The organism is Bacillus cereus group sp. BfR-BA-01349 (assembly GCF_022663795.1).
Taxonomy (GTDB): Bacteria; Bacillota; Bacilli; order Bacillales; family Bacillaceae_G; genus Bacillus_A; species Bacillus_A cereus.
On record NZ_JAKUGE010000018.1, the window covers coordinates 1 to 24,800 of the forward strand.

Genomic DNA, 24,800 nt, shown 5'->3' on the forward strand with positions numbered 1-24,800 from the left:
CAAAACTAAAAGGATTGTCCCCTGTGCAATACAGAGTTCAATCCTTAGTAGCTGCTTAATATATTTGTCTAATTTTTTGGGTTCAGTTCAATTAGTGTGGGCTTTTTTACATAGAATATATTTAATACGGAATTTTACTATGTTCCTTACATATTAAAGTTTTTAGAAAGAATCATATGTAAGCATAATAAGGGAGAAAAGTTGATTTTTTATTTCTAAAAACTGTATATTGAAGAGGAATATTCCTATATACGTAAAGGAGGGCTATAAATGAAACTAATGGAACAACAACTACATGAGTTAGATGGTTTGCGCGTACATATTATTCCGACTGATAAATATAAAACGAATACCTTTGTATTTCGTTTTAAAGCGCCTTTAAATGAGGAGACGGTGACAGAGCGTGCCCTATTGCCATACGTATTGCAAAGTGCGACAGAAAAATTACCTTCTGTAATTCGTCTTCGTCAATATTTAGAAGAATTATACGGATCTTCTTTAGCGGTAGATGTAAGTAAAAAAGGGGAAGACCATATTATCTCCATTTATGTAGACATTGCAAATGAATTTTACTTACATGATGCACCACCGTTATTTGAAAAAGCGCTTTCTATGTTGTCAGATATTGTGTTACATCCAGCAACGGAGGGCAACGGTTTCCTATCTTCTATCGTAGAAAGTGAAAAAAGAGCACTGTTACAGAGAATTGAAGCTACTTATGACGATAAAATGCGTTATGCAAACGAGCGTTTAATTGAAGAAATGTGCAAAGTAGAACCGTATCGTTTAAGTGCAAATGGAAAAAAAGAGAGTGTTATGTCTATTACAAATGAAAGTCTGTATCAATATTATCAAAAGGTGTTAGCGGAAGATGAAATGGATCTATATATTATTGGTGATATTTCAGAAAACGCCGTTGATCTTGTAAGTAAGTATTTTTCTATTTCAGCTCGTCCAGTGAGAGAAAGAAATGTACTCCTTCATAGACGAAATAATGAAGAAAAAGAAGTTGTTGAAAAACAAGAATTAAAACAAAGTAAATTACACATCGGTTATCGTACATTTGTCACATATAAAGATGAAGATTATTTTGCATTGCAATTGTTCAATGGATTGTTTGGTGGCTTTTCTCATTCGAAGTTATTCGTAAATGTGCGTGAAAAAAATAGTTTAGCGTACTATGCAGCATCGCGCTTTGAAAGTCATAAAGGTTTATTATTTGTTATGTCAGGAATTGAAGCGAAAAATTATGAAAAAGCAGTTGAGATTATTAAAGAACAAATGCTTGCGATGCAAAACGGAGAGTTTTCTGAAGAAGAAATACATCAAACAAAAAGTGTCATCCAAAATCAAATATTAGAGGCAATTGATACACCACGTGGCTTTGTAGAAATGCTATATCATGGTATTATTTCAGATCGTACACGTCCAGTTGAAGAATGGCTTACAGGTATAGAAAGTGTGACAAAAGAAGAAATTGTAAAAGTTGCTAAAAATATTGAACTAGATACAATTTACTTTTTACAAGGAACGGAGGGAGAGTAAATGGAGAAAATTGTTTATGAGCAATTAAAAGAAACACTCTATTATGAAAAACTTCCTAACGGATTAGATGTATATGTTTTACCGAAACAAGGATTTAATAAAACATTTGCGACGTTTACGACGAAATATGGTTCTGTAGATAATACATTTGTACCATTAGGGAAAGAAGAAATGATTCGTGTGCCAGATGGGATTGCACATTTTCTTGAGCATAAATTATTTGAAAAAGAAGATCACGATGCTTTCCAATTGTTTAGTAAACAAGGAGCATCGGCAAATGCTTTTACATCCTTCACACGAACAGCTTACCTTTTTTCAGGTACTTCAAACGTAGAACAAAATTTAAATACATTGCTAAACTTCGTACAAGAGCCCTATTTCTCTGAAAAAACGGTTGAAAAAGAGAAGGGGATTATTGGGCAAGAAATTCAAATGTATCAAGATAACCCAGATTGGCGTTTGTACTTTGGGTTAATTGATAGCTTATTTGTAAAACACCCAATTAAAATTGATATTGCGGGGACAATCGAATCTATTAGTAAAATTACGAAAGATTTATTATATGAATGTTATGAAACATTTTATCATCCGAGCAATATGTTATTATTTGTTGTGGGTGCAATTGATCCAGAGAAAACAATGGATTTAGTACGTGAAAATCAAGCGAAAAAAGATTATAAAAACGAGCCAGAAATTGTGCGTTCATTTGAAGAAGAACCAAATGAGGTAAATGAAAAGAAAAAAATTATTTCAATGCCTGTGCAAACGCCGAAATGTTTAGTTGGTATTAAAGCGACTAATTTAAAAGAAAAGGGGCAAGCGCTTTTAAAACAAGAAATTGCGCTTACGTTACTTTTAGATTATTTATTTGGAAAAAGTTCGGTTCATTACGAAGCTTTATATAATGAAGGACTTATTGATGATTCATTCTCGTATGACTATACAGAAGAAAATAACTTCGGTTTTGCAATGGTTGGTGGTGATACGAAACAACCTGATGAATTGGCAGATCGTTTAAAAGATATTTTATTAAAAACAGATTATGATCAATTAGATGCGGCGGCATTAGAACGAGTGAAGAAAAAGAAAATTGGTGGTTTTTTACGCTCTTTAAATTCACCAGAATATATTGCAAATCAATTTACACGATACGCGTTTAATGAATCTAGCCTATTTGATGCATTGACTGTATTAGAAGGACTAACCGTTCAAGACTTACAAGAAGTAGCGGGATTATTGTTATCAGAAGAAAAAATGAGTGTTTGTCAGGTGTTACCGAAAAAATAAAATTTTAAAGATACCCTCATCTTATCATTGAAAAATTGTAAGATGAGGGTATTATTTAGTTGTGTGAAAATTGAAGTTGTAGAGATAAGAGAGGGAATTTATGAAAAAGTATGCGTTAGTAACTGGAGGGAGCGGAGGGATTGGCTCTGCTATTTCGAAACAATTAATTCAAGATGGATATACAGTTTATGTTCATTACAATAACAGTGAAGAAAAGGTATTGGAATTGCAGAAGGCATGGGGAGAAGTTATCCCTGTTCAAGCTAATTTAGCTTCTAGTGATGGAGCAGAACGATTGTGGGGACAAATTGAACATCCTATTGATGTTATTGTATACGCAGCGGGGAAGAGTATTTTTGGATTAGTAACAGATGTAACAAACGATGAATTGGATTATATGGTAGAACTTCAAGTGAAGAACGTATATAAATTACTTTCTATGGCACTTCCGCCTATGATCGGGAGAAGAAGTGGTAATATTGTAATTGTTTCATCTATATGGGGACAAATAGGGGCTTCTTGTGAAGTACTTTATTCAATGGTAAAAGGGGCGCAAAATTCATATGTGAAAGCTTTAGCGAAAGAAGTTTCTTTAAGTGGATTACGTGTGAATGCAGTAGCACCAGGAGCAATTGAAACGGAAATGTTAAGTGTTTTTTCTGAAGAAGATAAAATGGGAATTGCTGAAGATATACCATTAGGTAGAATAGGATTACCAGAAGAAGTAGCGAAAACAGTTTCATTTCTCGTATCACCAGGAGCGTCTTACATAACTGGACAAATTATCGGAGTGAATGGCGGTTGGCACTGCTAAAAAATTCTTACATAAAAAATGAATAGTTGCACAAATTAAGGATGATTTTATTACTCAATAGTGAGGTGCTTAATTATGTCAGTATTAGATAATTTTGATCAGTGGAAGAGCTTTTTAGGAGAACGTTTAGAGCAAGCGCAAGACAAAGGTTTAGATGGCGGTGCGGTATCAGATATGGCATTTCGTGTTGGCGACTATCTTGCTAATGAAGTAGAAGGACGCAATGACCAAGAGAAATTATTAGCTGAGCTTTGGAAAGTTGCTGATGAACAGGAGCAACATACAATTGCAAATTTAATGGTTAAGTTCGTACAACATAAGTAAAAGTAGAGAGGAGATTCTCCTCTCTACTTTTTTTGTATAATAATTACACAGGATAGATTATACATTTAGCTTCCCTATTAGGGTGAAATCATATAATATAGTACGTAGGTGTAAAGTAAGCAAGGGGAGTGATCTTGGATGATTGAATGGTATTTTGAATATGAAATACATAAAAACCGACCTGGCTTGCTTGGTGACGTTTCTTCGTTAATCGGTATGCTCGGCATTAATATTGTCACAATTAATGGTGTAGATAATGCACGACGTGGGTTACTCCTCATGTGTGATAATCAAGAGCAAATCTCTAGACTTGAATCAATTTTAAATACGATGGATAACATAACGGTAACGAAATATCGTCCGCCCAAGCTAAGAGATAAGCTAGCGGTTAGGCATGGTAGGTATATACAACGAGATGCAGATGATAAGAAAACATTTCGATTTGTGCGTGATGAATTAGGCTTACTTGTAGACTTTATGGCAGAAATCATGAAAAAAGAAGGCCATAAACTAATTGGGATACGCGGAATGCCTCGTGTCGGAAAAACAGAATCCATTGTTGCTGCAAGTGTTTGTGCAAATAAAAGGTGGTTATTTGTATCATCTACTCTTATTAAGCAAACTGTTCGCAGTCAATTAATTGAAGATGAGTATAGCGATGACAATATTTTCATCCTAGATGGAATTGTGTCAACGAAGCGTGCTAACGAAAGACATTGGCAGCTCGTTCGTGAAATTATGAGATTGCCTGCAACGAAAGTTGTGGAACATCCTGATGTATTTGTGAGTCAGTCAGAATACACATTGGATGATTTTGATTATATTATCGAGTTGCGTAACGATTATGATGAAGAAATTCAATATAATTTAGTAGATGAAATTGAGCAAGGTACGCAAAATAATTTCTCTATGTTTGACTTTTAAAGAAATATTGAGGTGTTAGTAGTGACGGAATTGGGACAAAAGCTGAAAGAAGCAAGAGAAGCGAAAGGCTTGTCTATTGATCAGCTGCATGAGATTACAAAAATTCAAAAACGCCATTTAGTGGCAATTGAAGAAGGCAATTATGATGTATTGCCAGGAGCTTTTTATGCGCGTGCATTCATTAAACAATACGCAGATGCGGTTGGATTAAATGGAGAGGAACTGCTTGTAGAACATCAGAGTACGATACCACAATCTGAAAAGCGTGAAGTTCCACAAGTATCAACGGGACAAAAAACACAAGAAACAATGCAAAAATCTTCATCATGGCCAATTGCAGATCACATGCCGAAAATCTTAGTTGCGCTGTTAGTTATCGCAGTTGGAGTGGTAATCTGGTTTGTGTTTCAAGCGTTAACTGGAAAAGATGATGAAAAAGTCCCAAGCGCTCAAAGTGAGAAAATTGAAGTTCAAAAAGCGAAAGATTCTCCGTTAGATACGAAGAAAGATGAAGTGAAAGCGGAAGAGCCAAAAAAAGAGGAACCAAAGAAAGAAGAACCAAAGAAAGAGGAGCAACCAGCACAACCAATTGGACAGCAAGAAGTGAAAGTAGTTGGAACAACTGGAAAGGTATCTACTTTGGAAATTCATAATAATAAAACATTAGAACTGGAAATTTCAGCTAAGGGTACAAGTTATGTAGATGTTAAGGATGATGCGGGTAACGAAATTCTAAACACTACAGTACAAAGCGGTCAAACAGAGAAACGCGATGTATCAACATTAAAAGAAGTACGACTTAATATTGGAAGTGCACCGAATGTTGAAATTAAACTGAATGGCCAAGTGCTTGCTTTCCCGCTAGATCCACAAAAAGAATATCACCAAAGATTGGTGATTAAAAACCAAGGGATAGAGCAACCAGCACAATAACAGTCATCGCTTCGATGACTTTTTTTCGATGAACAAATGTTTTTGATATGATGGAGGAATAGCTGTGAATTTACCAAATAAAATTACAATATCTAGAATCTTCTTAATTCCAATTTTTATGGTAATTATGTTAGCGCCCTTTGATTGGGGTTCATACAAAATTGGTGATGTTGATTTGCCAATTCAACATTTAGTGGGGGCACTTATCTTTATCATTGCTTCAGCTACAGATTGGATTGATGGACATTACGCAAGAAAGTATAATCTTGTAACGAATTTAGGGAAGTTTCTTGACCCGTTAGCTGATAAATTGCTTGTTTCGGCAGCACTTATTACATTGGTAGAGATGCAATATGTACCGGCTTGGATTGTTATTGTAATTATCAGTCGTGAGTTTGCTGTAACAGGTTTACGTCTTGTACTTGCTGGAACAGGGGAAGTAGTTGCAGCAAATCAGCTAGGAAAAATTAAGACATGGACACAAATTATTGCGATTGCAGCATATTTATTACACGATGTACCTTTAAATTTAATCCATATTCCAGTTGCGGATATCTTCATATGGATTGCATTAATCTTTACTGTTATTTCAGGATGGGATTATTTCTGGAAAAATAGAGCTGCTTTTGTAAACTCAAAATAGAAGTTTATGGGGGAATTGGGATGAATGCTGAGATTATTGCGGTTGGAACTGAATTATTACTTGGACAAATTGCAAATACAAACGCCCAGTTTTTATCTGAAAAGTTAGCTTCAATCGGAATTAACGTGTACTATCATACTGTTGTTGGTGATAATAATAAGCGACTGCAAAAGGCGATTGCAGCTGCGGAAGAACGTGCTGATATACTTATTTTTACAGGTGGATTAGGACCGACAAAAGATGATTTAACGAAAGAAACGATAGCTGCTAGTTTAGATGAAGAGCTTGTGTATGATGAAAAGGCATTAGCCTTAATAAGTAATTACTTTAAGCGTACAGGCCGTGAATTTACGGAGAATAATAAAAAGCAAGCGCTCGTTTTAAATGGAGCAACAGTATTTGCAAATAACCACGGTATGGCGCCAGGTATGGGGGTAAATAAGAACGGAAAAGTTTATATTTTATTACCAGGGCCGCCAAAAGAAATGAAACCAATGTATGTAAGTTATGTAGAGCCTTTTTTACGTAATTTTACAACAGGAGAAAACATTTATTCTCGTGTGCTTCGTTTCTTTGGTATTGGGGAGTCCCAATTGGAGGTGAAAGTGCAAGATTTAATTGATGGACAAACAAACCCAACAATTGCCCCATTAGCAAATGATGGAGAAGTGACATTACGTTTAACCGCTAAGCATGAAAATGTTAGGGAAGCGGAGAAACTAATTCAACATGTGGAAGATTTGATTTTAGAAAGAGTAGGAGAATTTTTCTACGGATATGACCAAGAATTTTTGCATTATAAGGCAATCGAGTTATTGAAGAGAAAAGGGTTAACTTTAGCGTGTGCAGAAAGTTTAACAGGTGGTCTTTTTGGAAATCAAGTAACTGAAAACGCTGGTGTTTCTTCTGTATTTAAAGGCGGTGTCATTTGTTATCATAATGATGTGAAGCAACATGTTTTACGTGTGCCTGAAGAAGTATTGCATACTGATGGTGCAGTTAGTAAAGAATGTGCTCGTTATCTTGCTGAAAATGTTAAGGATGTACTAAAAGCGGATATCGGAATTAGTTTCACTGGGGTAGCAGGGCCAGATGCTTCAGAACAGAAAGAACCAGGAACAGTATTTGTTGGGCTTTCGATTAAGGATGAACCAACTGTAGTCTTTCCTCTTAATTTAAGCGGAAGTCGTCAACAAATTAGAGAACGAACAGCAAAATATGGATTTTATCATTTATATAAAAAGCTAGAAGAGATATAAGTTTCTTCTAGTTTTTTTTTTACGGTTAAATTTAGATATTATTTGATAGAAAATAAAAAAATCGAATAAATGTTCGATTTTTGTTGGCAAATTGAATTGAAAATAGGTATAATAAGATTAGCAATTCAGTTAAGGAGGAATTTTGAATGAGTGATCGTCAAGCGGCGTTAGATATGGCGTTAAAACAAATAGAGAAGCAATTCGGTAAAGGTTCAATTATGAAATTAGGAGAACAAGCAGAGCGTAGAGTTTCTACGGTTTCTAGTGGTTCTTTAGCACTTGATGTGGCACTAGGAGTAGGCGGATATCCACGTGGCCGTATTATCGAAATTTACGGACCTGAAAGTTCAGGTAAAACGACAGTTTCATTACATGCAATTGCAGAAGTACAACGTCAAGGTGGACAAGCAGCATTCATCGATGCGGAGCACGCAATGGATCCTGTATATGCACAAAAATTAGGCGTTAACATAGATGAATTACTATTATCACAGCCTGATACAGGGGAACAAGGATTAGAAATCGCGGAAGCACTTGTACGAAGTGGTGCGGTTGACATTATCGTAATTGACTCTGTAGCAGCTCTTGTACCGAAAGCAGAGATTGAAGGCGACATGGGTGACTCACACGTAGGTTTACAAGCACGTTTAATGTCACAAGCACTTCGTAAGCTTTCAGGAGCAATCAACAAATCAAAAACAATTGCAATCTTTATTAACCAAATTCGTGAAAAAGTTGGGGTTATGTTCGGAAATCAACTACAAGTTGCTTAATCGAAAAGATTAAGGAGTTTACCATGGGTTTCCCTTGCTAGTGATAGCATGTTAAAAAACCTTGTGAACCTTATTGCCTAAGGGTGTAACTATCCATATAGTTGCTAACGGTGAAGCCCACCATTATTTAGGGTAATACCGTGCCAAGCTCCATAGTGATATGGGGAAGGTGTAGAGACTACCGAAAAGGACTTTTAGTTAACTGAGTAGGGTACGGCAGATGATAGGCTACTGCTGGAAGTGCAAGGCTCTCTGTAAAGAGATGAAGAGATAGTCCGGACTATAGAGATGGAAAATCTATAGATAGTGCCAGAAACAACTCCAGGTGGTCGTGCGTTGAAATTCTATTCAACTGTCCGTCTTGAAGTGCGTCGTGCGGAGCAATTAAAGCAAGGTAACGACATCGTTGGTAATAAAACAAAAGTAAAAGTAGTAAAAAATAAAGTAGCACCACCATTCCGTGTTGCGGAAGTTGATATTATGTACGGAGAAGGTATTTCAAGAGAAGGTGAAATCTTGGATATGGCTTCTGAGCTTGATATTGTTCAAAAGAGCGGTGCTTGGTATTCTTATAATGAAGAACGCCTAGGACAAGGTCGTGAAAATTCGAAGCAGTTCTTAAAAGAAAATACAGATTTAAGAGAAGAAATTGCCTTCTTTATTCGTGAGCATCACGGAATTAGTGAAGATTCTGGTGCTGAGGGCGCAGAAGATTCAACTCTTCTTGATTAAAAAAATAAAAGACACGGCCTCGGGTCTTTTATTTTTTTATCTACTATTAAGGAGCATAATACTATAGATAAAAATATTTTTTTACTTCAAATGGGTTGTGTAAAGAGGGATATTTTAATATTTTAAGGAAAAGAAATGGGAATTACTAAGGTTTTCCAGTATAGTAGGCTCCTTACTTTTTAAATTTAGGTCACATTCAAGGCTGAAGGTAAAGAAAGTAAAAGTAGACAACGCTTGACAATGAAAATTACGATAGATACAATGAGAATGTATATTTTTTCTTATATACAATATACTCTTCTCAAGAAGAGAAGTAATATTCGGAGTAAGGTTTAAATCTTACCGAAATAATAATATGACATTTTAATTGTGAAATGAAGAAAGTCCCTTAAAAAAGCGGGACAACGGTCTTTGCTGTATGTTGTAATTCAATGTACATGCCGACAGTCTTTTTTCATTCATAGCAAGGGGAGGTGAAATCATGACGAGTACAGTTTGGATACTCATCTCCATTTTGCTTGCAACAGTCGGTGCAGTTGTTGGCTTTTTTGTTCGAAAGTCTATTGCTGAAGCGAAGATTAATGGTGCGGCTAATGAAGCGAGACGTATTTTAGACGAAGCGAATCGTGATGCTGAAGCACTTAAGAAAGAAGCGCTTTTAGAAGCAAAGGATGAAATTCATACACTTCGTACAGAAGCTGAATTAGAAATTCGTGACCGTAGAAGCGAATTACAAAAACAAGAAAATCGTTTAATGCAAAAAGAAGAGAACCTTGATCGTAAAGACGAAACGCTCGATAAACGTGAGCAACAGTTAGAGAAGAAAGAGGAATCTCTTGTAGCGAGACAACAACAGATTGAAGAGTTGGAAAGCAAAGTGGGAAAGTTAGTTCAAAAGCAACAAACAGAATTAGAGCGCATTTCCAATCTGACACGCGAACAAGCGAAAGCAATTATTCTTGGTAAAGTAGAAAGTGAAGTTTCTCATGAAATCGCTGTTATGGTAAAAGAAAGTGAAGTTCGCGCGAAAGAAGAAGCGGATAAGAAAGCAAAAGAGATTTTATCTCTTGCAATGCAAAGATGTGCAGCTGATCATGTTGCTGAAACAACCGTTTCGGTTGTAAATCTTCCAAATGACGAAATGAAGGGACGTATTATCGGGCGTGAAGGTCGTAATATTCGTACGTTAGAAACGTTAACGGGTATTGACTTAATTATCGATGATACACCAGAGGCGGTAATCCTTTCTGGATTCGACCCAATTCGTCGTGAAACAGCTCGTATCGCTCTTGATAAATTAGTACAGGACGGACGTATTCACCCAGCGCGTATTGAAGAAATGGTCGAAAAATCAAGACGTGAAGTGGACGAGTATATTCGCGAAGTCGGAGAGCAAACAACGTTTGAAGTGGGTGTTCACGGATTACACCCAGATTTAATTAAAATTTTAGGTCGTTTAAAATACCGTACAAGTTATGGTCAAAACGTCTTAAAACACTCTATGGAAGTTGCATATTTAACTGGACTTATGGCAGCAGAGCTTGGCGAGGATGAAAAACTAGCAAGACGTGCTGGTCTATTACATGATATCGGAAAAGCGATTGACCATGAAGTAGAAGGTAGCCACGTTGAAATTGGTGTTGAACTCGCAACGAAATACAAAGAGCATCCTGTAGTTATAAACAGTATCGCATCTCACCATGGTGACACAGAACCAACTTCTATCATTGCAGTTTTAGTTGCAGCAGCAGATGCTTTATCAGCTGCAAGACCGGGAGCTCGTAGTGAAACACTTGAAAACTATATTCGTCGTCTTGAAAAGTTAGAAGAGATTTCAGAGTCTTATGAAGGCGTTGAAAAATCATTTGCAATTCAAGCAGGACGTGAAGTTCGTATTTTGGTAAAACCAGATACAATCGATGACTTAGAAGCTCATCGTTTAGCTCGTGAAATCCGAAAACGTATTGAAAATGAACTGGATTACCCAGGACATATTAAAGTAACTGTTATTCGTGAAACACGTGCAGTGGAATACGCAAAATAAAGTGGTGAAACACCACTTTATTTTTTTGTGTTGGAATTGGATAAAATAAAGACAGTTAGTTATATAGCATAAAAGTGAAACAAACTTATAATAAAGATATTATAAGGAATTTACTTGATGCTATAGCAATAAAAAATGCAGTACATAGAAAGGGTAAGACCTATGAGAATATTATTTGTTGGGGATGTAGTAGGATCTCCTGGTAGAGGTATGATTCAACAATACGTACCGGCATTAAAGAAAAAATATACACCTACAGTAACAATCATTAATGGAGAAAATGCAGCAGGTGGCCGTGGGATTACAGAAAAAATATATCGAAACTTTTTAGAGTGTGGGGCGCAGGCAGTTACACTTGGAAACCACGCTTGGGATAATCGTGAAGTATTTGAATTCATCGATGATGCAAAATATCTTGCAAGACCAGCTAACTTCCCAGAAGGAACTCCAGGAAAAGGACTTATCTTTGTGAACTGTAATGGAACAGAAGTTGCAGTTATTAATTTACAAGGACGTACTTTCCTTCCTCCAATTGATTGTCCATTCCGTAAAGTGGATGAATTAATTAATATTGCGAAAAAACGTACGAATATTATATTTGTTGATTTCCATGCGGAGACTACAAGTGAAAAACAAGCGCTAGGTTGGTATGTAGATGGACGTGCTACAGCAGTAGTAGGTACGCATACGCATGTCCCTACAGCGGATAACCGTATTTTACCAAGCGGAACGGCATACATTACAGATGTTGGGATGACAGGGCCGTATGACGGAATATTAGGTATGGACAGAGAAGCAGTATTGAAGAAGTTTTTAACAAACTTACCAGTACGATTTGAAGTAACAAATGGTAGAACGCAATTAAGTGCAGTGTTAATTGATGTGGATCCAAATACAGGAAAAGCAAAGAAAATTGAACGTATTTTAATTAATGACGATCAACCATTTTTTGAGTAAATTTTCGTTAAATTTTAGATGAGTTATTATATTTTAATTTTTTAGAAAAATTACGAAAATTTAGCAGGAATACGCGCCATTCCTCGTGAATATAAGTTAAAGTGAAATAATTGCTAATACTTTTTAAAGAAACGAGGAGGAAACGCGGAATGGAAATATTAAAAGTTAAAGCAACGTCGGTCCCTAATTCTGTAGCTGGTGCACTTGCAGGTGTTATTCGCGAACGCGGAACAGCAGAAATTCAAGCTATTGGTGCAGGTGCATTGAACCAAGCTGTAAAGGCAGTAGCAATCGCAAGAGGATTTGTAGCGCCTAGTGGTTTGGACCTGATTTGTATCCCAGCGTTTACAGATATTATGATTGATGGCGAAGAGCGTACAGCAATAAAATTAATTGTAGAACCTCGTTAAGTTTAAACAACCTGTTTGCAGTATGCAAACAGGTTGTTTTTATAATGGAGGAATGAAAATGAAAATTTTTGATGCTCATTGTGACGTGCTTCTTCAGTTATGGAATGCACAAGGGAAAAGGAATTTTAAAGATGATTCACAATTACATATTACATTTGAACAGTTAAAGAGAAGAAAAGGAAGTATACAATGTTTTGCTATATATGTACCAGAAACAGTGGCATATGAAAACCGATTTGAAGTAGCATTACAAATGGTAGATATTTTTTATAATGAAATTTTATCCCTACAAGGTGTGAAGTTTATTCAGACAAAAGATGATATTAACATATTAAAACAGGACGAGATTGGAGCGATATTAACAATTGAAGGATGCGAAGCAATTGGAAAAGATGCAATGAAATTACGGTTGTTGTATCGCCTAGGAGTACGTTCTTTTGGACTAACATGGAATTATGCCAATCTCTTAGCTGATGGTGCGCTAGAGACACGTGGGGCGGGTTTAACGACTTTTGGTAAACATGTTGTACAAGAACTGAATGCATTACATGTATGGACTGATGTGTCTCATTTGAATGAAAGAAGTTTTTGGGATGTTATAGAGATTGCAAAAAATCCTATTGCTTCCCACTCAAATTGTATGAAACTTTGCGAGCACCCACGTAATTTAAACGATGAACAACTTAAAGCTCTTATAAAGCGAAATGGCATGATTGGTGTCAATTTTGTACCGCAGTTTCTAACAAAAGAAAAACAAGCGAATGTAGCAGATATAGTAAGACATATCGAATATATTTGTTCATTAGGTGGAGAGCGCAATATAGGATTTGGTTCTGATTTTGATGGGATTTTAGAAACAGTTGTAAATGTATCAGCGTATCGAGATTATGAAAATGTAATGAATGAGCTTTGTAAACACTATGCTGCATCTACTGTAGAACGATTTTTATATGATAATTTTGTAGAACATATGAGTTTTTAAATTTCGATTTAAAATTCAGAAAAATCAAAATTAATTCATTTGATTTTATTGCTTTTTTTAAGACCTAATACTAGAATGAAAAACAAAATAGCTTTATACTAAAGATTCAGGGAAATCAGAAGAGGCATAATTTGCGTCCGTTGTAGTTTATTTGCATAAAAAATGCTAAACTATTACTGTAAAAAAATACACTACAATGAATGCAGCCAAAAGGGGTGTAGGAGATGATTAGTCAACTTTCATGGAAAGTTGGAGGCCAACAAGGTGAAGGAATTGAAAGTACAGGAGAAATTTTCTGTATTGCATTAAACCGATTAGGATATTACCTATACGGTTACCGCCACTTCTCATCACGTATAAAAGGCGGCCATACAAATAATAAAATTCGTGTAAGTACAACAGAAGTACGAGCGATCTCAGATGATTTAGATATTTTAATTGCTTTTGACCAAGAAACAATTGATTTTAATTTCCACGAACTACGTCCAGGTGGAATTGTAGTTGCGGATGCGAAATTTAATCCAACAATACCTGACAATACAGATGTAAATCTATATGTGATACCGTTTACAGATATTGCTTCAGAATTAGGCACATCATTAATGAAAAACATGGTTGCTGTTGGAGCATCAAGTGCAGTATTAGGATTAGATGAAACAGCTTATTTAGATGTTGTTGAAGAAATCTTTGGTCGTAAAGGAGAGCAAGTCGTTCAAAAGAATATGGACGCAATTAAACGCGGCTCTCAATATATGAAAGAATTACTAGGTGAGAAAGTAAACATGATGCAGCTTGAAAAAGCTGATGGTAAAAAACGCATGTTTATGATTGGAAACGATGCAATTGCATTTGGTGCGGTAGCTGGTGGTGCTCGTTTTATGTCAGCATACCCAATCACACCTGCATCAGAAATTATGGAATACTTAATTAAAAAATTACCGAAAGTCGGCGGAACAGTAATCCAAACTGAGGATGAAATCGCAGCTTGTACAATGGCAATCGGTGCAAACTATGCTGGTGTTCGTACATTAACGGCATCTGCTGGTCCTGGTCTTTCATTAATGATGGAAGCAATCGGTTTAGCAGGTATTACAGAAACCCCATTAGTAATTGTTGATACACAACGTGGCGGCCCAAGTACAGGATTACCAACGAAACAAGAACAGTCTGACTTAATGGCGATGATTTACGGTACGCATGGTGAAATTCCCAAAATCGTAATGGCGCCAAGTACAGTTGAAGAAGCTTTCTATGACATTGTAGAAGCATTTAACTTATCTGAAGAATATCAAGTTCCTGTTATTTTCTTAACAGATTTACAGCTTTCGTTAGGAAAACAAACAGTAGAACCACTTAAATTAGATAAAGTGGAAATTCGTCGTGGTAAGCTTGATTTAGAAGCAGAATTACCAGAACGTGAAAATAAAGCATACTTCAAGCGTTATGAAGTAACAGAAGACGGCGTTTCACCACGTGTTTTACCTGGTATGAAAAATGGTGTTCACCATGTTACAGGTGTAGAACATGATGAAACTGGAAAACCATCGGAATCAGCAATAAACCGTAAAGATCAAATGGACAAACGTTTCCGTAAAATGGAGAACTTGAAGTTTAATACCCCTGTTTATAAAAATGTTAAGCATGAAGAAGCAGACGTATTGCTTGTTGGATTTAACTCAACTCGTGGTGCGATCGAAGGGGCAATGACGCGTTTAGAACAAGAGGGTATGAAAGTAAACCATGCTCATGTGCGTTTAATTCACCCGTTCCCAACAGCTGAAATCGATCCACTTGTGAAAAAGGCGAAGCGTGTTGTAGTAGTAGAAAACAATGCAACAGGTCAGCTTGCTAACATTATGAAAATGAATCTTGGTAATGGTGAGAAAATTTCTAGTCTTTTAAAATATGATGGAAACCCATTCTTGCCGAAAGAGATTTACAACGAATGCAAAAAAGGGGTTGTATTAAATGGCAACATTTAAGGACTTTCGTAACAGTGTAAAGCCAAACTGGTGCCCAGGTTGCGGAGACTTCTCAGTGCAAGCTGCAATTCAACGTGCGGCAGCTAACGTTGGCCTAAATCCAGATGAACTTGCTGTTATTTCTGGTATCGGCTGTTCAGGCCGTATTTCAGGTTATATTAATTCATATGGTGTGCATAGTATTCATGGTCGTGCCCTTCCAATTGCACAAGGTGTGAAAATGGCAAATCGTGATTTAACAGTTATCGCTTCAGGTGGTGACGGTGATGGATTTGCGATTGGTATGGGTCATACAATCCATTCTATTCGTCGTAATATCGACATTACGTACATCGTAATGGATAACCAAATTTACGGATTAACAAAAGGGCAAACTTCACCACGTAGTGAAGCTGGATTTAAAACGAAAAGCACACCACAAGGTTCAATTGAACCATCACTAAATGTAATGGAAATGGCTTTAACAGCTGGTGCGACATTTGTGGCGCAAAGCTTTTCGAGTGATTTAAAAGAATTAACACAAATTATTGAAGCTGGTATTAACCATAAAGGATTTTCATTAATTAACGTATTTAGCCCATGTGTTACTTACAATAAAGTAAATACTTACGATTGGTTTAAAGAGAACTTAACGAAACTAAGCACGGTAGAGGGATATGATCCATCTAATCGTATGATGGCTATGCAAACGTTAATGGAAAATAACGGTTTAGTAACAGGTTTAATTTATCAAAATACTAAGCAACCATCATATCAAGAACTTGTTAAAGGTTATAGTGAAGAGCCTTTAGTGAAATCTGATTTAAATATGGATCAGAAAATGTTTGATGAGCTTGTTGCTGAATTTATGTAATGTAAGAAGAGGAGGTTGCCGATTTGGCAACCTTTTTTTATGTACAAAAATATAGGGTAGCCTTATTTACTTGGAAAATTCAGAATGATAAAATAATATATAAATCGTTGTATGAAAATGGCAAGTTCATTGCTTATGAAATGTAAGATAATAAAGGGCCTCTTTATTGTTAAAATTGGCGAAACACGTCATACTATGGTAATGTTTATAGGGATAAAGCAATATGCTTTTGGGTAGGACAACAAGAAATGATAAAAAGGGAATGTCTATTTGCGTGGGGAAGACTTCATTCTTATGAATGATTAGATTGATTACTCAAGTTTCAAAGGACAAGTTATCTCTCAAGCTATCTAACCATTTTTGAGGTGAGTCTAAGCGCATTAAAATGGACTATAGAGTGTGTATAGTTAAGGGTGAAAGGAGATTACCGATGAACGAGCAACAACGATTAGCAAGTCAACAAGCAAAGTCCTCTACGAAAAAAGAAGAGAAAGATTATAGTAAATACTTTGAAAGTGTATATCAACCACCTTCCTTAAAGGATGCGAAAAAGCGTGGGAAAGAAGAAGTTAAAATTGAACGGGATTTTGGCTTACCTGAAGAGTTTCGCAATTTTGGTACAGGAAGAAAGTTCTATATTCGTACATATGGTTGTCAAATGAATGAGCATGATACGGAAGTAATGGCAGGTATTTTCACAGCACTTGGATATGAACCAACTTTTTCAACTGAGGATGCAGATGTAGTTTTATTAAACACTTGTGCAATTCGTGAAAATGCTGAAAATAAGGTGTTTGGTGAGCTAGGCCATTTAAAGTCACTCAAACGAAGAAATCCAGACCTTTTAATTGGTGTATGTGGTTGTATGTCTCAAGAGGAATCTGTTGTAAATAAAATTATGCAAAAAAATCAGCATGTAGATATGGTATTTGGAACGCATAACATTCATAGATTACCGTACATTCTAAAAGATGCGATGTTCTCGAAAGAGACGGTAGTTGAAGTATGGTCAAAAGAAGGTGACGTAATTGAAAACCTTCCGAAAGTACGTCGTGGTGATATTAAAGCTTGGGTAAATATTATGTATGGCTGTGATAAATTCTGTACGTATTGTATTGTACCGTATACACGCGGAAAAGAGCGAAGTAGACGTCCAGAAGATATTATCCAAGAGATTCGTCATTTAGCTGCAAATGGTTATAAAGAAATTACTTTACTTGGACAAAACGTAAATGCATATGGTAAAGACTTTGAAGATATAGAATACGGTCTTGGCGATTTAATGGACGAACTTCGTAAAGTTGATATTGCCCGTATTCGTTTTACAACGAGCCATCCACGTGATTTCGATGATCACTTAATTGAAGTGCTTGGAAAAGGTGGCAACCTAGTAGAACATATCCATTTACCAGTTCAATCTGGAAGTACAGATACGCTGAAAATTATGGCACGTAAATATTCGCGTGAGCATTATTTAGAACTTGTAAGAAAAATTAAAGAAGCAATTCCAGATGTAGTATTAACAACAGATATTATCGTTGGTTTTCCAAATGAAACAGATGAGCAATTTGAAGAAACGATGTCGTTATATCGTGAAGTAGGGTTTGATACTGCCTTTACATTCATTTATTCTCCTCGCGAAGGTACACCAGCTGCAAAAATGAAAGATAATGTACCGATGGAAGTAAAGAAAGAACGTCTTCAGCGCTTAAATACACTAGTAAATACGTTGGCAATTGAAAAGAATAGTCGTTACAAAGGTCAAATTGTAGAAGTGTTAGTTGATGGGGAAAGTAAAAATAATCCGGAAGTACTTGCAGGTTATACTCGTACGAATAAACTTGTAAACTTCGTCGCTTCAAAATCTTTAATTGGTCAGCTTGTGAAAGTGAAAATAACGGAAGCAAAAACTTGGTCTCTTAACGGGGAATTAGTTGAAGAGCCGATTGAGGTGAAATAATAGATGAAAGTATATTCGAAAGATGACATTGTTGAACAAGCGAAAGAATTAGCAAAAATGATTTCTGAAACAGAAGAAGTTGATTTTTTTAAGAAAGCAGAGGCGCAAATTCATAAAAATGAAAATGTAAAGCGCGCAATCGATGAAATTAAAGCACTGCAAAAACAAGCAGTAAACTTGCAACATTACGGGAAATGGGAAGCTTTAAAAAAGGTAGAAGCTGAAATTGATGCATTGCAAGATAAGTTAGACAGTATTCCAGTCGTACAACAATTTAAATCTTCACAAACATACGTAAATGACTTATTACAGTTAGTTGCTAGTACAATTTCTAACAACGTAACAGATGAAATATTAATTTCAACTGGTGGCGATGTACTAAAGGGTGAAACTGGCGCAGCGGTAGAAAGTAAAAAAGGAAATTGTGGTTGTTAAAGAGATGTCATATTGACATCTCTTTTTTTTTGTGGATTAAACGTAAGTTCTTCTCAAAAAAAGAATGACACATTCCGCTATTGTCACGCATATGATTAAGTGAATAGTGATTGAGGAGGGTTACGAATGTCCGAATTTAGAGAGATTATTACAAAAGCAGTGGTTGGAAAAGGACGTAAGTATACAAAGTCAACGCATACATGTGAATCGAATAATGAGCCAACAAGTATTTTAGGGTGCTGGGTAATTAACCACTCGTACGAAGCAAGAAAGAATGGAAAACATGTGGAAATTGAAGGTTTCTATGATGTGAACACTTGGTATTCATTTGATGGAAATACAAAGACTGAAGTTGTAACAGAACGTGTGAACTATACGGACGAAGTAAGTATTGGTTATCGTGATAAAAACTTTTCTGGTGACGATTTAGAAATTATTGCTCGTGTTATTCAGCCGCCAAATTGTTTAGAAGCACTTGTATCACCAAATGGTAATAAAATTGTTGTAACTGTAGAACGTGAATTTGTAACAGAAGTAGTTGGAGAAACGAAAATTTGTGTAAGTGTAAATCCTGAAGGCTGCGTAGAATCAGATGATGATTTCCAAATTGCTGATGATGAATTTGAAGAATTAGATCCGAACTTTATCGTTGATGCAGAAGAAGAGTAATAGAAAGCTAGGGAGAAGTTCTTCCTAGCTTTTTACTTTACATAAGTGGCGCTGACTGAACATGATTCTTTATGAAATATGTTATAATGAAGAAAGACTCCTGAAATAGGAGATAAGAGTGTCCGTGAAATGCGACATATATGAAAATAGATTATCATGTAAGAATTATGGAGGAAAAGTATGACTCAATATACGCCTATGATACAGCAATATTTAAAGGTTAAGGCAGATTATCAAGATGCCTTTTTATTTTTTCGCTTAGGCGATTTTTATGAAATGTTCTTTGAGGATGCTGTAAAAGCAGCTCATGAACTTGAAATTACATTAACGAGCCGAGATGGCGGTAGTAGTGAACGTATACCAATGTGCGGTGTACCGTATCATGCGGCTAAAAACTATATTGAACAACTTGTTGAAAAAGGATATAAAGTAGCTGTTTGTGAGCAAGTAGAAGATCCGAAAACAGCTAAAGGTGTAGTACGTCGTGAAGTAGTACAATTAATTACGCCAGGAACGATGATGGAAGGGCGTACAATTGATGAGAAAGAAAATAACTTCTTAGCCGCATTAACACATTTTGAAGATGGATCGTATGCATTAGCTTGTAACGACTTAACGACTGGACAAAATACAGTAACGTTATTGACTGGTTCAGTAGAAGATATTTTATTAGAAGTGTATGCAACTGGTTCGAAAGAAATTGTTGTTGATTCTTCATTTTCTAAAGATGAACTAAACAAGTTAACTGAAACATTGAAAATGACGATTTCGTATGAAGATGCAACGGCAATTCCGGAAGGATTAGAACATCTTGTGAAAAATGTTTCACAAGCAAAATTAATTAAAGCAGTTGGACGCTTATTTAACTATGTAATAAGAACACAAAAACGTTCTTTAGATCATTTGCAACCAGTAGAAATTTATTATACGAATCAATTTATGAAAATTGATGTACATTCAAAGCGGAATTTAGAACTGACAGAAACACTTCGAACGAAAGAGAAAACAGGATCACTATTATGGTTATTGGATAAGACGAAAACAGCTATGGGTGGTCGTATGTTAAAACAGTGGATGGAACGTCCACTTATACAGAAAGAAAGAATTGAAGAGCGTTTAGAAATGGTTGAAACGTTTGTAAATGATTACTTCTTACGTGAAGATTTAAAAGAAAAGTTAAAAGAAGTATATGATTTAGAACGCTTAGCAGGAAAAGTTGCATTTGGTAACGTAAATGCAAGAGACTTATTACAATTAAGACGTTCATTGCTGCAAGTACCAGCTATTTTAGAAGCAATTAGTTTGTTAGATAACGCTTATGCATCGAGATTAATTCAAGGTGCAGATCCATGTGAAAGCTTAACAGAATTACTAGGAAGAAGTATTCAAGAAAACCCACCGCTTTCGATTAAAGATGGAGATATTATTAAAGATGGTTATAATGACAAGCTTGATCAATATCGTTACGTTAGTAAAAACGGGAAAACGTGGATTGCTGAGCTTGAAAAAAGAGAACGTGATATTACCGGAATTAAATCATTAAAAATCGGATACAACCGTATTTTCGGTTACTACATTGAAGTAACGAAAGCGAATCTTGCAGCACTTCCAGAAGGTCGCTATGAGCGTAAACAGACGCTTGCTAATGCTGAACGTTTCATTACAGATGAACTGAAAGAAAAAGAAACGTTAATCTTAGAAGCTGAAGAAAAAATTGTACAGCTAGAATACGATTTATTTACAGCACTTCGTGAAGAAGTAAAAGTATTTATTCCGAAATTACAACATTTAGCGAAAGTAATTAGTGAATTAGACGTACTGCAAAGTTTTGCGACAGTTAGTGAAGAAGAACAGTTTGTAAAACCTGTACTGACAACGAAGCGCGAAATCTTTATTAAAGATGGTCGTCATCCTGTTGTTGAAAAAGTATTGAACGGGAAATTGTATGTACCGAATGATTGTATTATGCCAGAGAATATGGATGTCTTTTTAATTACAGGTCCGAACATGTCTGGTAAAAGTACGTATATGAGACAATTAGCACTTGTAACGGTTATGTCGCAAATCGGTTGTTTCGTACCAGCAACAGAAGCAGTATTACCTGTATTTGACCAAATCTTTACGAGAATTGGTGCAGCGGATGATTTAATTTCAGGTCAAAGTACATTTATGGTCGAAATGTTAGAAGCGAAAAATGCAATTGCAAACGCATCAGAAAGAAGTTTAATTTTATTCGATGAAATTGGACGCGGTACATCTACGTATGATGGTATGGCACTTGCACAAGCGATTATTGAACATATTCATGACCAAATTGGTGCAAAAACGTTATTCTCTACGCATTATCACGAATTGACGGTGTTAGAAGAGAGTTTAGATCAACTGAAAAATGTACACGTTTCAGCAATTGAAGAGAATGGAAAAGTAGTATTCCTTCATAAAATTCAAGATGGAGCAGCTGATAAAAGTTACGGAATTCACGTTGCGCAACTTGCGGAGCTTCCAGATAGCCTAATCGCTCGTGCGAAAGAAGTGTTAGCACAGCTAGAAGGACAGGAAGAAATTATTATTCCAAAACGAGTAGAAGTAAAAGTACAAGAAGCTGCTCCAGAACCTGTAGTTGTAAAAGAGGAAATAGCAGAAATACAGGAAACGAAAGTAGAGACTGAAGAAGAATCGCAACTATCTTTCTTTGGAGGAGAACAGTCTTCGAAGAAACAAGAAAAGCCTCTGCTAGATCAAAAAGAAACAGCAGTACTGGCGCAAATTAAAAAAATCGATTTACTTGATATGACACCTTTAGAAGCGATGAACGAATTGTATCGCTTACAGAAAAAGTTAAAGAAAGGATGAGTAAGTAGATGGGGAAAATTCGCAAACTCGATGACCAACTCTCTAACTTAATTGCGGCAGGGGAAGTAGTAGAGCGCCCTGCTTCAGTCGTAAAAGAACTTGTGGAAAATTCTATCGATGCGAATAGTACATCTATTGAAATCCACTTAGAAGAAGCTGGGTTATCGAAAATTCGTATCATTGATAACGGTGATGGTATTGCAGAAGAAGACTGTATCGTCGCTTTTGAACGCCATGCAACGAGTAAAATTAAAGATGAAAACGATCTGTTCCGCATAAGAACACTCGGTTTCCGCGGTGAGGCATTGCCAAGTATTGCCTCAGTTAGTGAATTAGAATTAATTACTAGCACAGGTGATGCGCCTGGTACACACCTTATTATTAAAGGTGGAGACATTATAAAGCAAGAGAAGACTGCGAGCCGAAAAGGAACAGATATTACAGTACAAAACTTATTCTTTAATACACCAGCGCGTCTTAAATATATGAAAACCATTCATACAGAGCTCGGAAATATTACAGATATCGTGTATCGTATTGCAATGTCACATCCAGAGGTATCGTTAAAACTGTTTCATAATGAAAAGAAATTGCTTCATACGTCAGGTAACGGTGATGTAAGACAAGTACTTGCATCGATTTACAGTATTCAAGTTGCGAAGAAGCTTGTTCCAATTGAAGCCGAATCTTTAGACTTTACAATTAAAGGCTATGTAACATTACCAGAAGTAACGAGAGCATCTCGTAATTATATGTCAACGATTGTAAATGGTCGTTACGTTCGAAACTTTGTATTAATGAAAGCAATTCAGCAAGGATACCATACATTACTGCCAGTTGGCCGGTATCCAATTGGTTTCTTATCGATTGAAATGGATCCAATGCTAGTTGACGTTAACGTACATCCAGCGAAGTTAGAAGTTCGTTTTAGTAAAGAACAAGAATTGCTAAAGCTGATCGAAGAAACATTGCAAGCTGCATTTAAAAAAATACAGCTTATTCCAGATGCAGGTGTAACAACGAAGAAAAAAGAAAAAGACGAAAGTGTGCAAGAACAGTTCCAGTTTGAGCATGCGAAGCCGAAAGAACCATCTATGCCGGACATCATTTTACCGACTGGCATGGATGCAAAACAAGAAGAACCGCAGACTGTGAAACAGCCAGCGCAGCTTTGGCAACCACCGAAGCAAGAATGGCAACCACCACAGTCGCTCGTGAGAGAAGAACAAAGTTGGCAACCATCCACTAAACCGATAATCGAAGAACCAATTCAAGAAGAGAAATCGTGGGACAGTAATGAAGAGGACTTTGAACTAGAGGAATTAGAAGAAGAAGTTCGGGAAATAAAAGAGATTGAAATGAACGGGAATGACTTACCACCGCTTTATCCAATTGGACAAATGCATGGAACATATATTTTCGCTCAAAATGATAAAGGCTTATATATGATTGACCAGCATGCTGCGCAGGAACGTATTAATTATGAATACTTCCGTGATAAAGTAGGAAGGGTAGCGCAAGAAGTACAAGAGTTACTTGTACCGTACCGTATTGATCTATCTCTTACTGAATTTTTACGTGTCGAAGAACAGTTAGAAGAACTAAAAAAAGTCGGGCTATTTTTAGAACAATTCGGCCATCAATCCTTTATCGTCCGCTCGCATCCAACGTGGTTCCCGAAAGGACAAGAAACAGAAATTATCGATGAAATGATGGAGCAAGTTGTTAAACTAAAAAAAGTTGATATTAAGAAGTTACGTGAAGAAGCAGCTATCATGATGAGCTGTAAAGCATCCATTAAAGCAAATCAATATTTAACGAACGATCAAATATTTGCTTTACTGGAAGAACTTCGTACAACAACAAACCCATACACATGCCCACACGGAAGACCGATTCTTGTGCATCATTCTACTTATGAGTTGGAGAAGATGTTTAAGAGGGTTATGTAGAGTGAATAGATTACATTTCAAAAGGGAGCAACATTTACTGTTGCTCCCTTTTAATATGTAGATTTAATAGTTAAACGAGAATATGCTGAAGTAATTTTACAGTTTATTTCTTGGTTGCATTAGCTTAAATTTATCTATGTATAAAAAAGCGCTGTATACAGCACTTTTTAAAAGGTGCATGAATTGTATAATAAAGATTTCTACATTACTAACCAAATAATTATGGATGGTTAAATGTTGCTTCTTATTTGGCTAATTGTTATAAGGATCTATACAATTACTTATTTTGATTATTATTGATTTTTTCAGTGTATAGAACTTGCTCTTTATAGTGCTTCTTAATTGGGAAGTTATGTGTATCTGTACCGTTCTTGAATTTTTTGTCAATGGGGTTCTTTAGAGGAACTGTTGTAGTTTCAGTAAATTCATATGGGTAATTTATTTTAGATTTATCTTCAAACATGAAAAT

The 24,800-nt window shown here is 36.0% G+C and carries 20 protein-coding genes and 2 pseudogenes; 21 read left to right on the forward strand and 1 reads right to left on the reverse strand.

Annotated features, from left to right (window positions below):
* The first annotated feature begins 270 nt into the window (after positions 1 to 270).
* The 21 genes and pseudogenes from yfmF (at position 271) to mutL (ending at position 24,331) form a co-directional block, all read left to right on the forward strand.
* Positions 271 to 1,545: an EF-P 5-aminopentanol modification-associated protein YfmF gene (gene yfmF / locus MR169_RS11950; RefSeq protein ID WP_000772404.1), complete on the forward strand. Its 1,275-nt coding sequence runs from the start codon at positions 271 to 273 to the stop codon at positions 1,543 to 1,545.
* On the forward strand, positions 1,546 to 2,832 hold the full coding sequence (yfmH, locus tag MR169_RS11955) for an EF-P 5-aminopentanol modification-associated protein YfmH (protein WP_242319446.1): 1,287 nt from the start codon (positions 1,546 to 1,548) through the stop codon (positions 2,830 to 2,832). It begins immediately after the preceding gene.
* Between the two features lie 100 nt (positions 2,833 to 2,932).
* On the forward strand, positions 2,933 to 3,646 hold the full coding sequence (ymfI, locus tag MR169_RS11960) for an elongation factor P 5-aminopentanone reductase (protein ID WP_000759607.1): 714 nt from the start codon (positions 2,933 to 2,935) through the stop codon (positions 3,644 to 3,646).
* Between the two features lie 75 nt (positions 3,647 to 3,721).
* The gene (locus tag MR169_RS11965; protein WP_000114450.1) at positions 3,722 to 3,970 is read left to right on the forward strand and encodes a DUF3243 domain-containing protein; all 249 of its coding nucleotides are present in this window, start codon (positions 3,722 to 3,724) and stop codon (positions 3,968 to 3,970) included.
* Between the two features lie 138 nt (positions 3,971 to 4,108).
* Positions 4,109 to 4,894, forward strand: coding sequence for a DUF3388 domain-containing protein (locus MR169_RS11970; protein ID WP_000574107.1), 786 nt, complete (start codon positions 4,109 to 4,111; stop codon positions 4,892 to 4,894).
* Between the two features lie 21 nt (positions 4,895 to 4,915).
* Positions 4,916 to 5,827, forward strand: coding sequence for a helix-turn-helix domain-containing protein (locus MR169_RS11975; protein WP_016118519.1), 912 nt, complete (start codon positions 4,916 to 4,918; stop codon positions 5,825 to 5,827).
* A 64-nt stretch (positions 5,828 to 5,891) separates the two neighbouring features.
* Complete coding sequence (pgsA, locus tag MR169_RS11980) at positions 5,892 to 6,470, forward strand: CDP-diacylglycerol--glycerol-3-phosphate 3-phosphatidyltransferase (RefSeq protein ID WP_001052967.1); 579 nt, start codon at positions 5,892 to 5,894, stop codon at positions 6,468 to 6,470.
* Positions 6,471 to 6,490: 20 nt separating this feature from the next.
* Positions 6,491 to 7,729 carry a competence/damage-inducible protein A gene (locus MR169_RS11985; RefSeq protein WP_016118518.1) on the forward strand — a complete coding sequence of 413 codons (1,239 nt, stop codon included), beginning with the start codon at positions 6,491 to 6,493 and terminating at the stop codon, positions 7,727 to 7,729.
* Between the two features lie 146 nt (positions 7,730 to 7,875).
* Positions 7,876 to 8,484, forward strand: a pseudogene (gene recA, locus MR169_RS11990) (recombinase RecA); the annotation flags it as partial.
* 327 nt (positions 8,485 to 8,811) lie between these two features.
* A pseudogene (locus tag MR169_RS11995) lies at positions 8,812 to 9,234 on the forward strand (recombinase RecA family protein); the annotation flags it as partial.
* A 481-nt stretch (positions 9,235 to 9,715) separates the two neighbouring features.
* The gene (gene rny / locus MR169_RS12000; RefSeq protein ID WP_242319447.1) at positions 9,716 to 11,278 is read left to right on the forward strand and encodes a ribonuclease Y; all 1,563 of its coding nucleotides are present in this window, start codon (positions 9,716 to 9,718) and stop codon (positions 11,276 to 11,278) included.
* A 162-nt stretch (positions 11,279 to 11,440) separates the two neighbouring features.
* Positions 11,441 to 12,235: a TIGR00282 family metallophosphoesterase gene (locus MR169_RS12005; protein ID WP_001221095.1), complete on the forward strand. Its 795-nt coding sequence runs from the start codon at positions 11,441 to 11,443 to the stop codon at positions 12,233 to 12,235.
* Positions 12,236 to 12,384: 149 nt separating this feature from the next.
* Positions 12,385 to 12,645 carry a stage V sporulation protein SpoVS gene (spoVS, locus tag MR169_RS12010; RefSeq protein WP_000404341.1) on the forward strand — a complete coding sequence of 87 codons (261 nt, stop codon included), beginning with the start codon at positions 12,385 to 12,387 and terminating at the stop codon, positions 12,643 to 12,645.
* 58 nt (positions 12,646 to 12,703) lie between these two features.
* Positions 12,704 to 13,627: a dipeptidase gene (locus tag MR169_RS12015; protein ID WP_242319448.1), complete on the forward strand. Its 924-nt coding sequence runs from the start codon at positions 12,704 to 12,706 to the stop codon at positions 13,625 to 13,627.
* A gap of 224 nt (positions 13,628 to 13,851) precedes the next feature.
* Positions 13,852 to 15,609 carry a 2-oxoacid:acceptor oxidoreductase subunit alpha gene (locus MR169_RS12020; RefSeq protein ID WP_242319449.1) on the forward strand — a complete coding sequence of 586 codons (1,758 nt, stop codon included), beginning with the start codon at positions 13,852 to 13,854 and terminating at the stop codon, positions 15,607 to 15,609.
* Positions 15,596 to 16,462 carry a 2-oxoacid:ferredoxin oxidoreductase subunit beta gene (locus tag MR169_RS12025; protein WP_000190155.1) on the forward strand — a complete coding sequence of 289 codons (867 nt, stop codon included), beginning with the start codon at positions 15,596 to 15,598 and terminating at the stop codon, positions 16,460 to 16,462. Before MR169_RS12020 ends, MR169_RS12025 begins: the two co-directional genes overlap by 14 nt.
* Positions 16,463 to 16,892: 430 nt before the next feature.
* Positions 16,893 to 18,422, forward strand: coding sequence for a tRNA (N6-isopentenyl adenosine(37)-C2)-methylthiotransferase MiaB (miaB, locus tag MR169_RS12030; protein ID WP_242319450.1), 1,530 nt, complete (start codon positions 16,893 to 16,895; stop codon positions 18,420 to 18,422).
* 3 nt (positions 18,423 to 18,425) lie between these two features.
* Positions 18,426 to 18,857: a YlbF/YmcA family competence regulator gene (locus tag MR169_RS12035; RefSeq protein WP_000870461.1), complete on the forward strand. Its 432-nt coding sequence runs from the start codon at positions 18,426 to 18,428 to the stop codon at positions 18,855 to 18,857.
* A 126-nt stretch (positions 18,858 to 18,983) separates the two neighbouring features.
* The gene (gene cotE, locus MR169_RS12040) at positions 18,984 to 19,526 is read left to right on the forward strand and encodes an outer spore coat protein CotE (protein ID WP_001288799.1); all 543 of its coding nucleotides are present in this window, start codon (positions 18,984 to 18,986) and stop codon (positions 19,524 to 19,526) included.
* 180 nt (positions 19,527 to 19,706) lie between these two features.
* Positions 19,707 to 22,379 carry a DNA mismatch repair protein MutS gene (gene mutS / locus MR169_RS12045; protein WP_000196027.1) on the forward strand — a complete coding sequence of 891 codons (2,673 nt, stop codon included), beginning with the start codon at positions 19,707 to 19,709 and terminating at the stop codon, positions 22,377 to 22,379.
* Between the two features lie 8 nt (positions 22,380 to 22,387).
* A complete protein-coding gene (mutL, locus tag MR169_RS12050) occupies positions 22,388 to 24,331 on the forward strand; it encodes a DNA mismatch repair endonuclease MutL (protein WP_000516456.1) in 1,944 nt (647 codons plus the stop codon).
* Positions 24,332 to 24,608: 277 nt separating this feature from the next.
* Here the strand turns inward: mutL and MR169_RS12055 are convergent, their stop codons facing one another.
* Positions 24,609 to 24,794, reverse strand: coding sequence for a hypothetical protein (locus MR169_RS12055; protein ID WP_000461136.1), 186 nt, complete (start codon positions 24,792 to 24,794; stop codon positions 24,609 to 24,611).
* Positions 24,795 to 24,800: the final 6 nt, after the last annotated feature.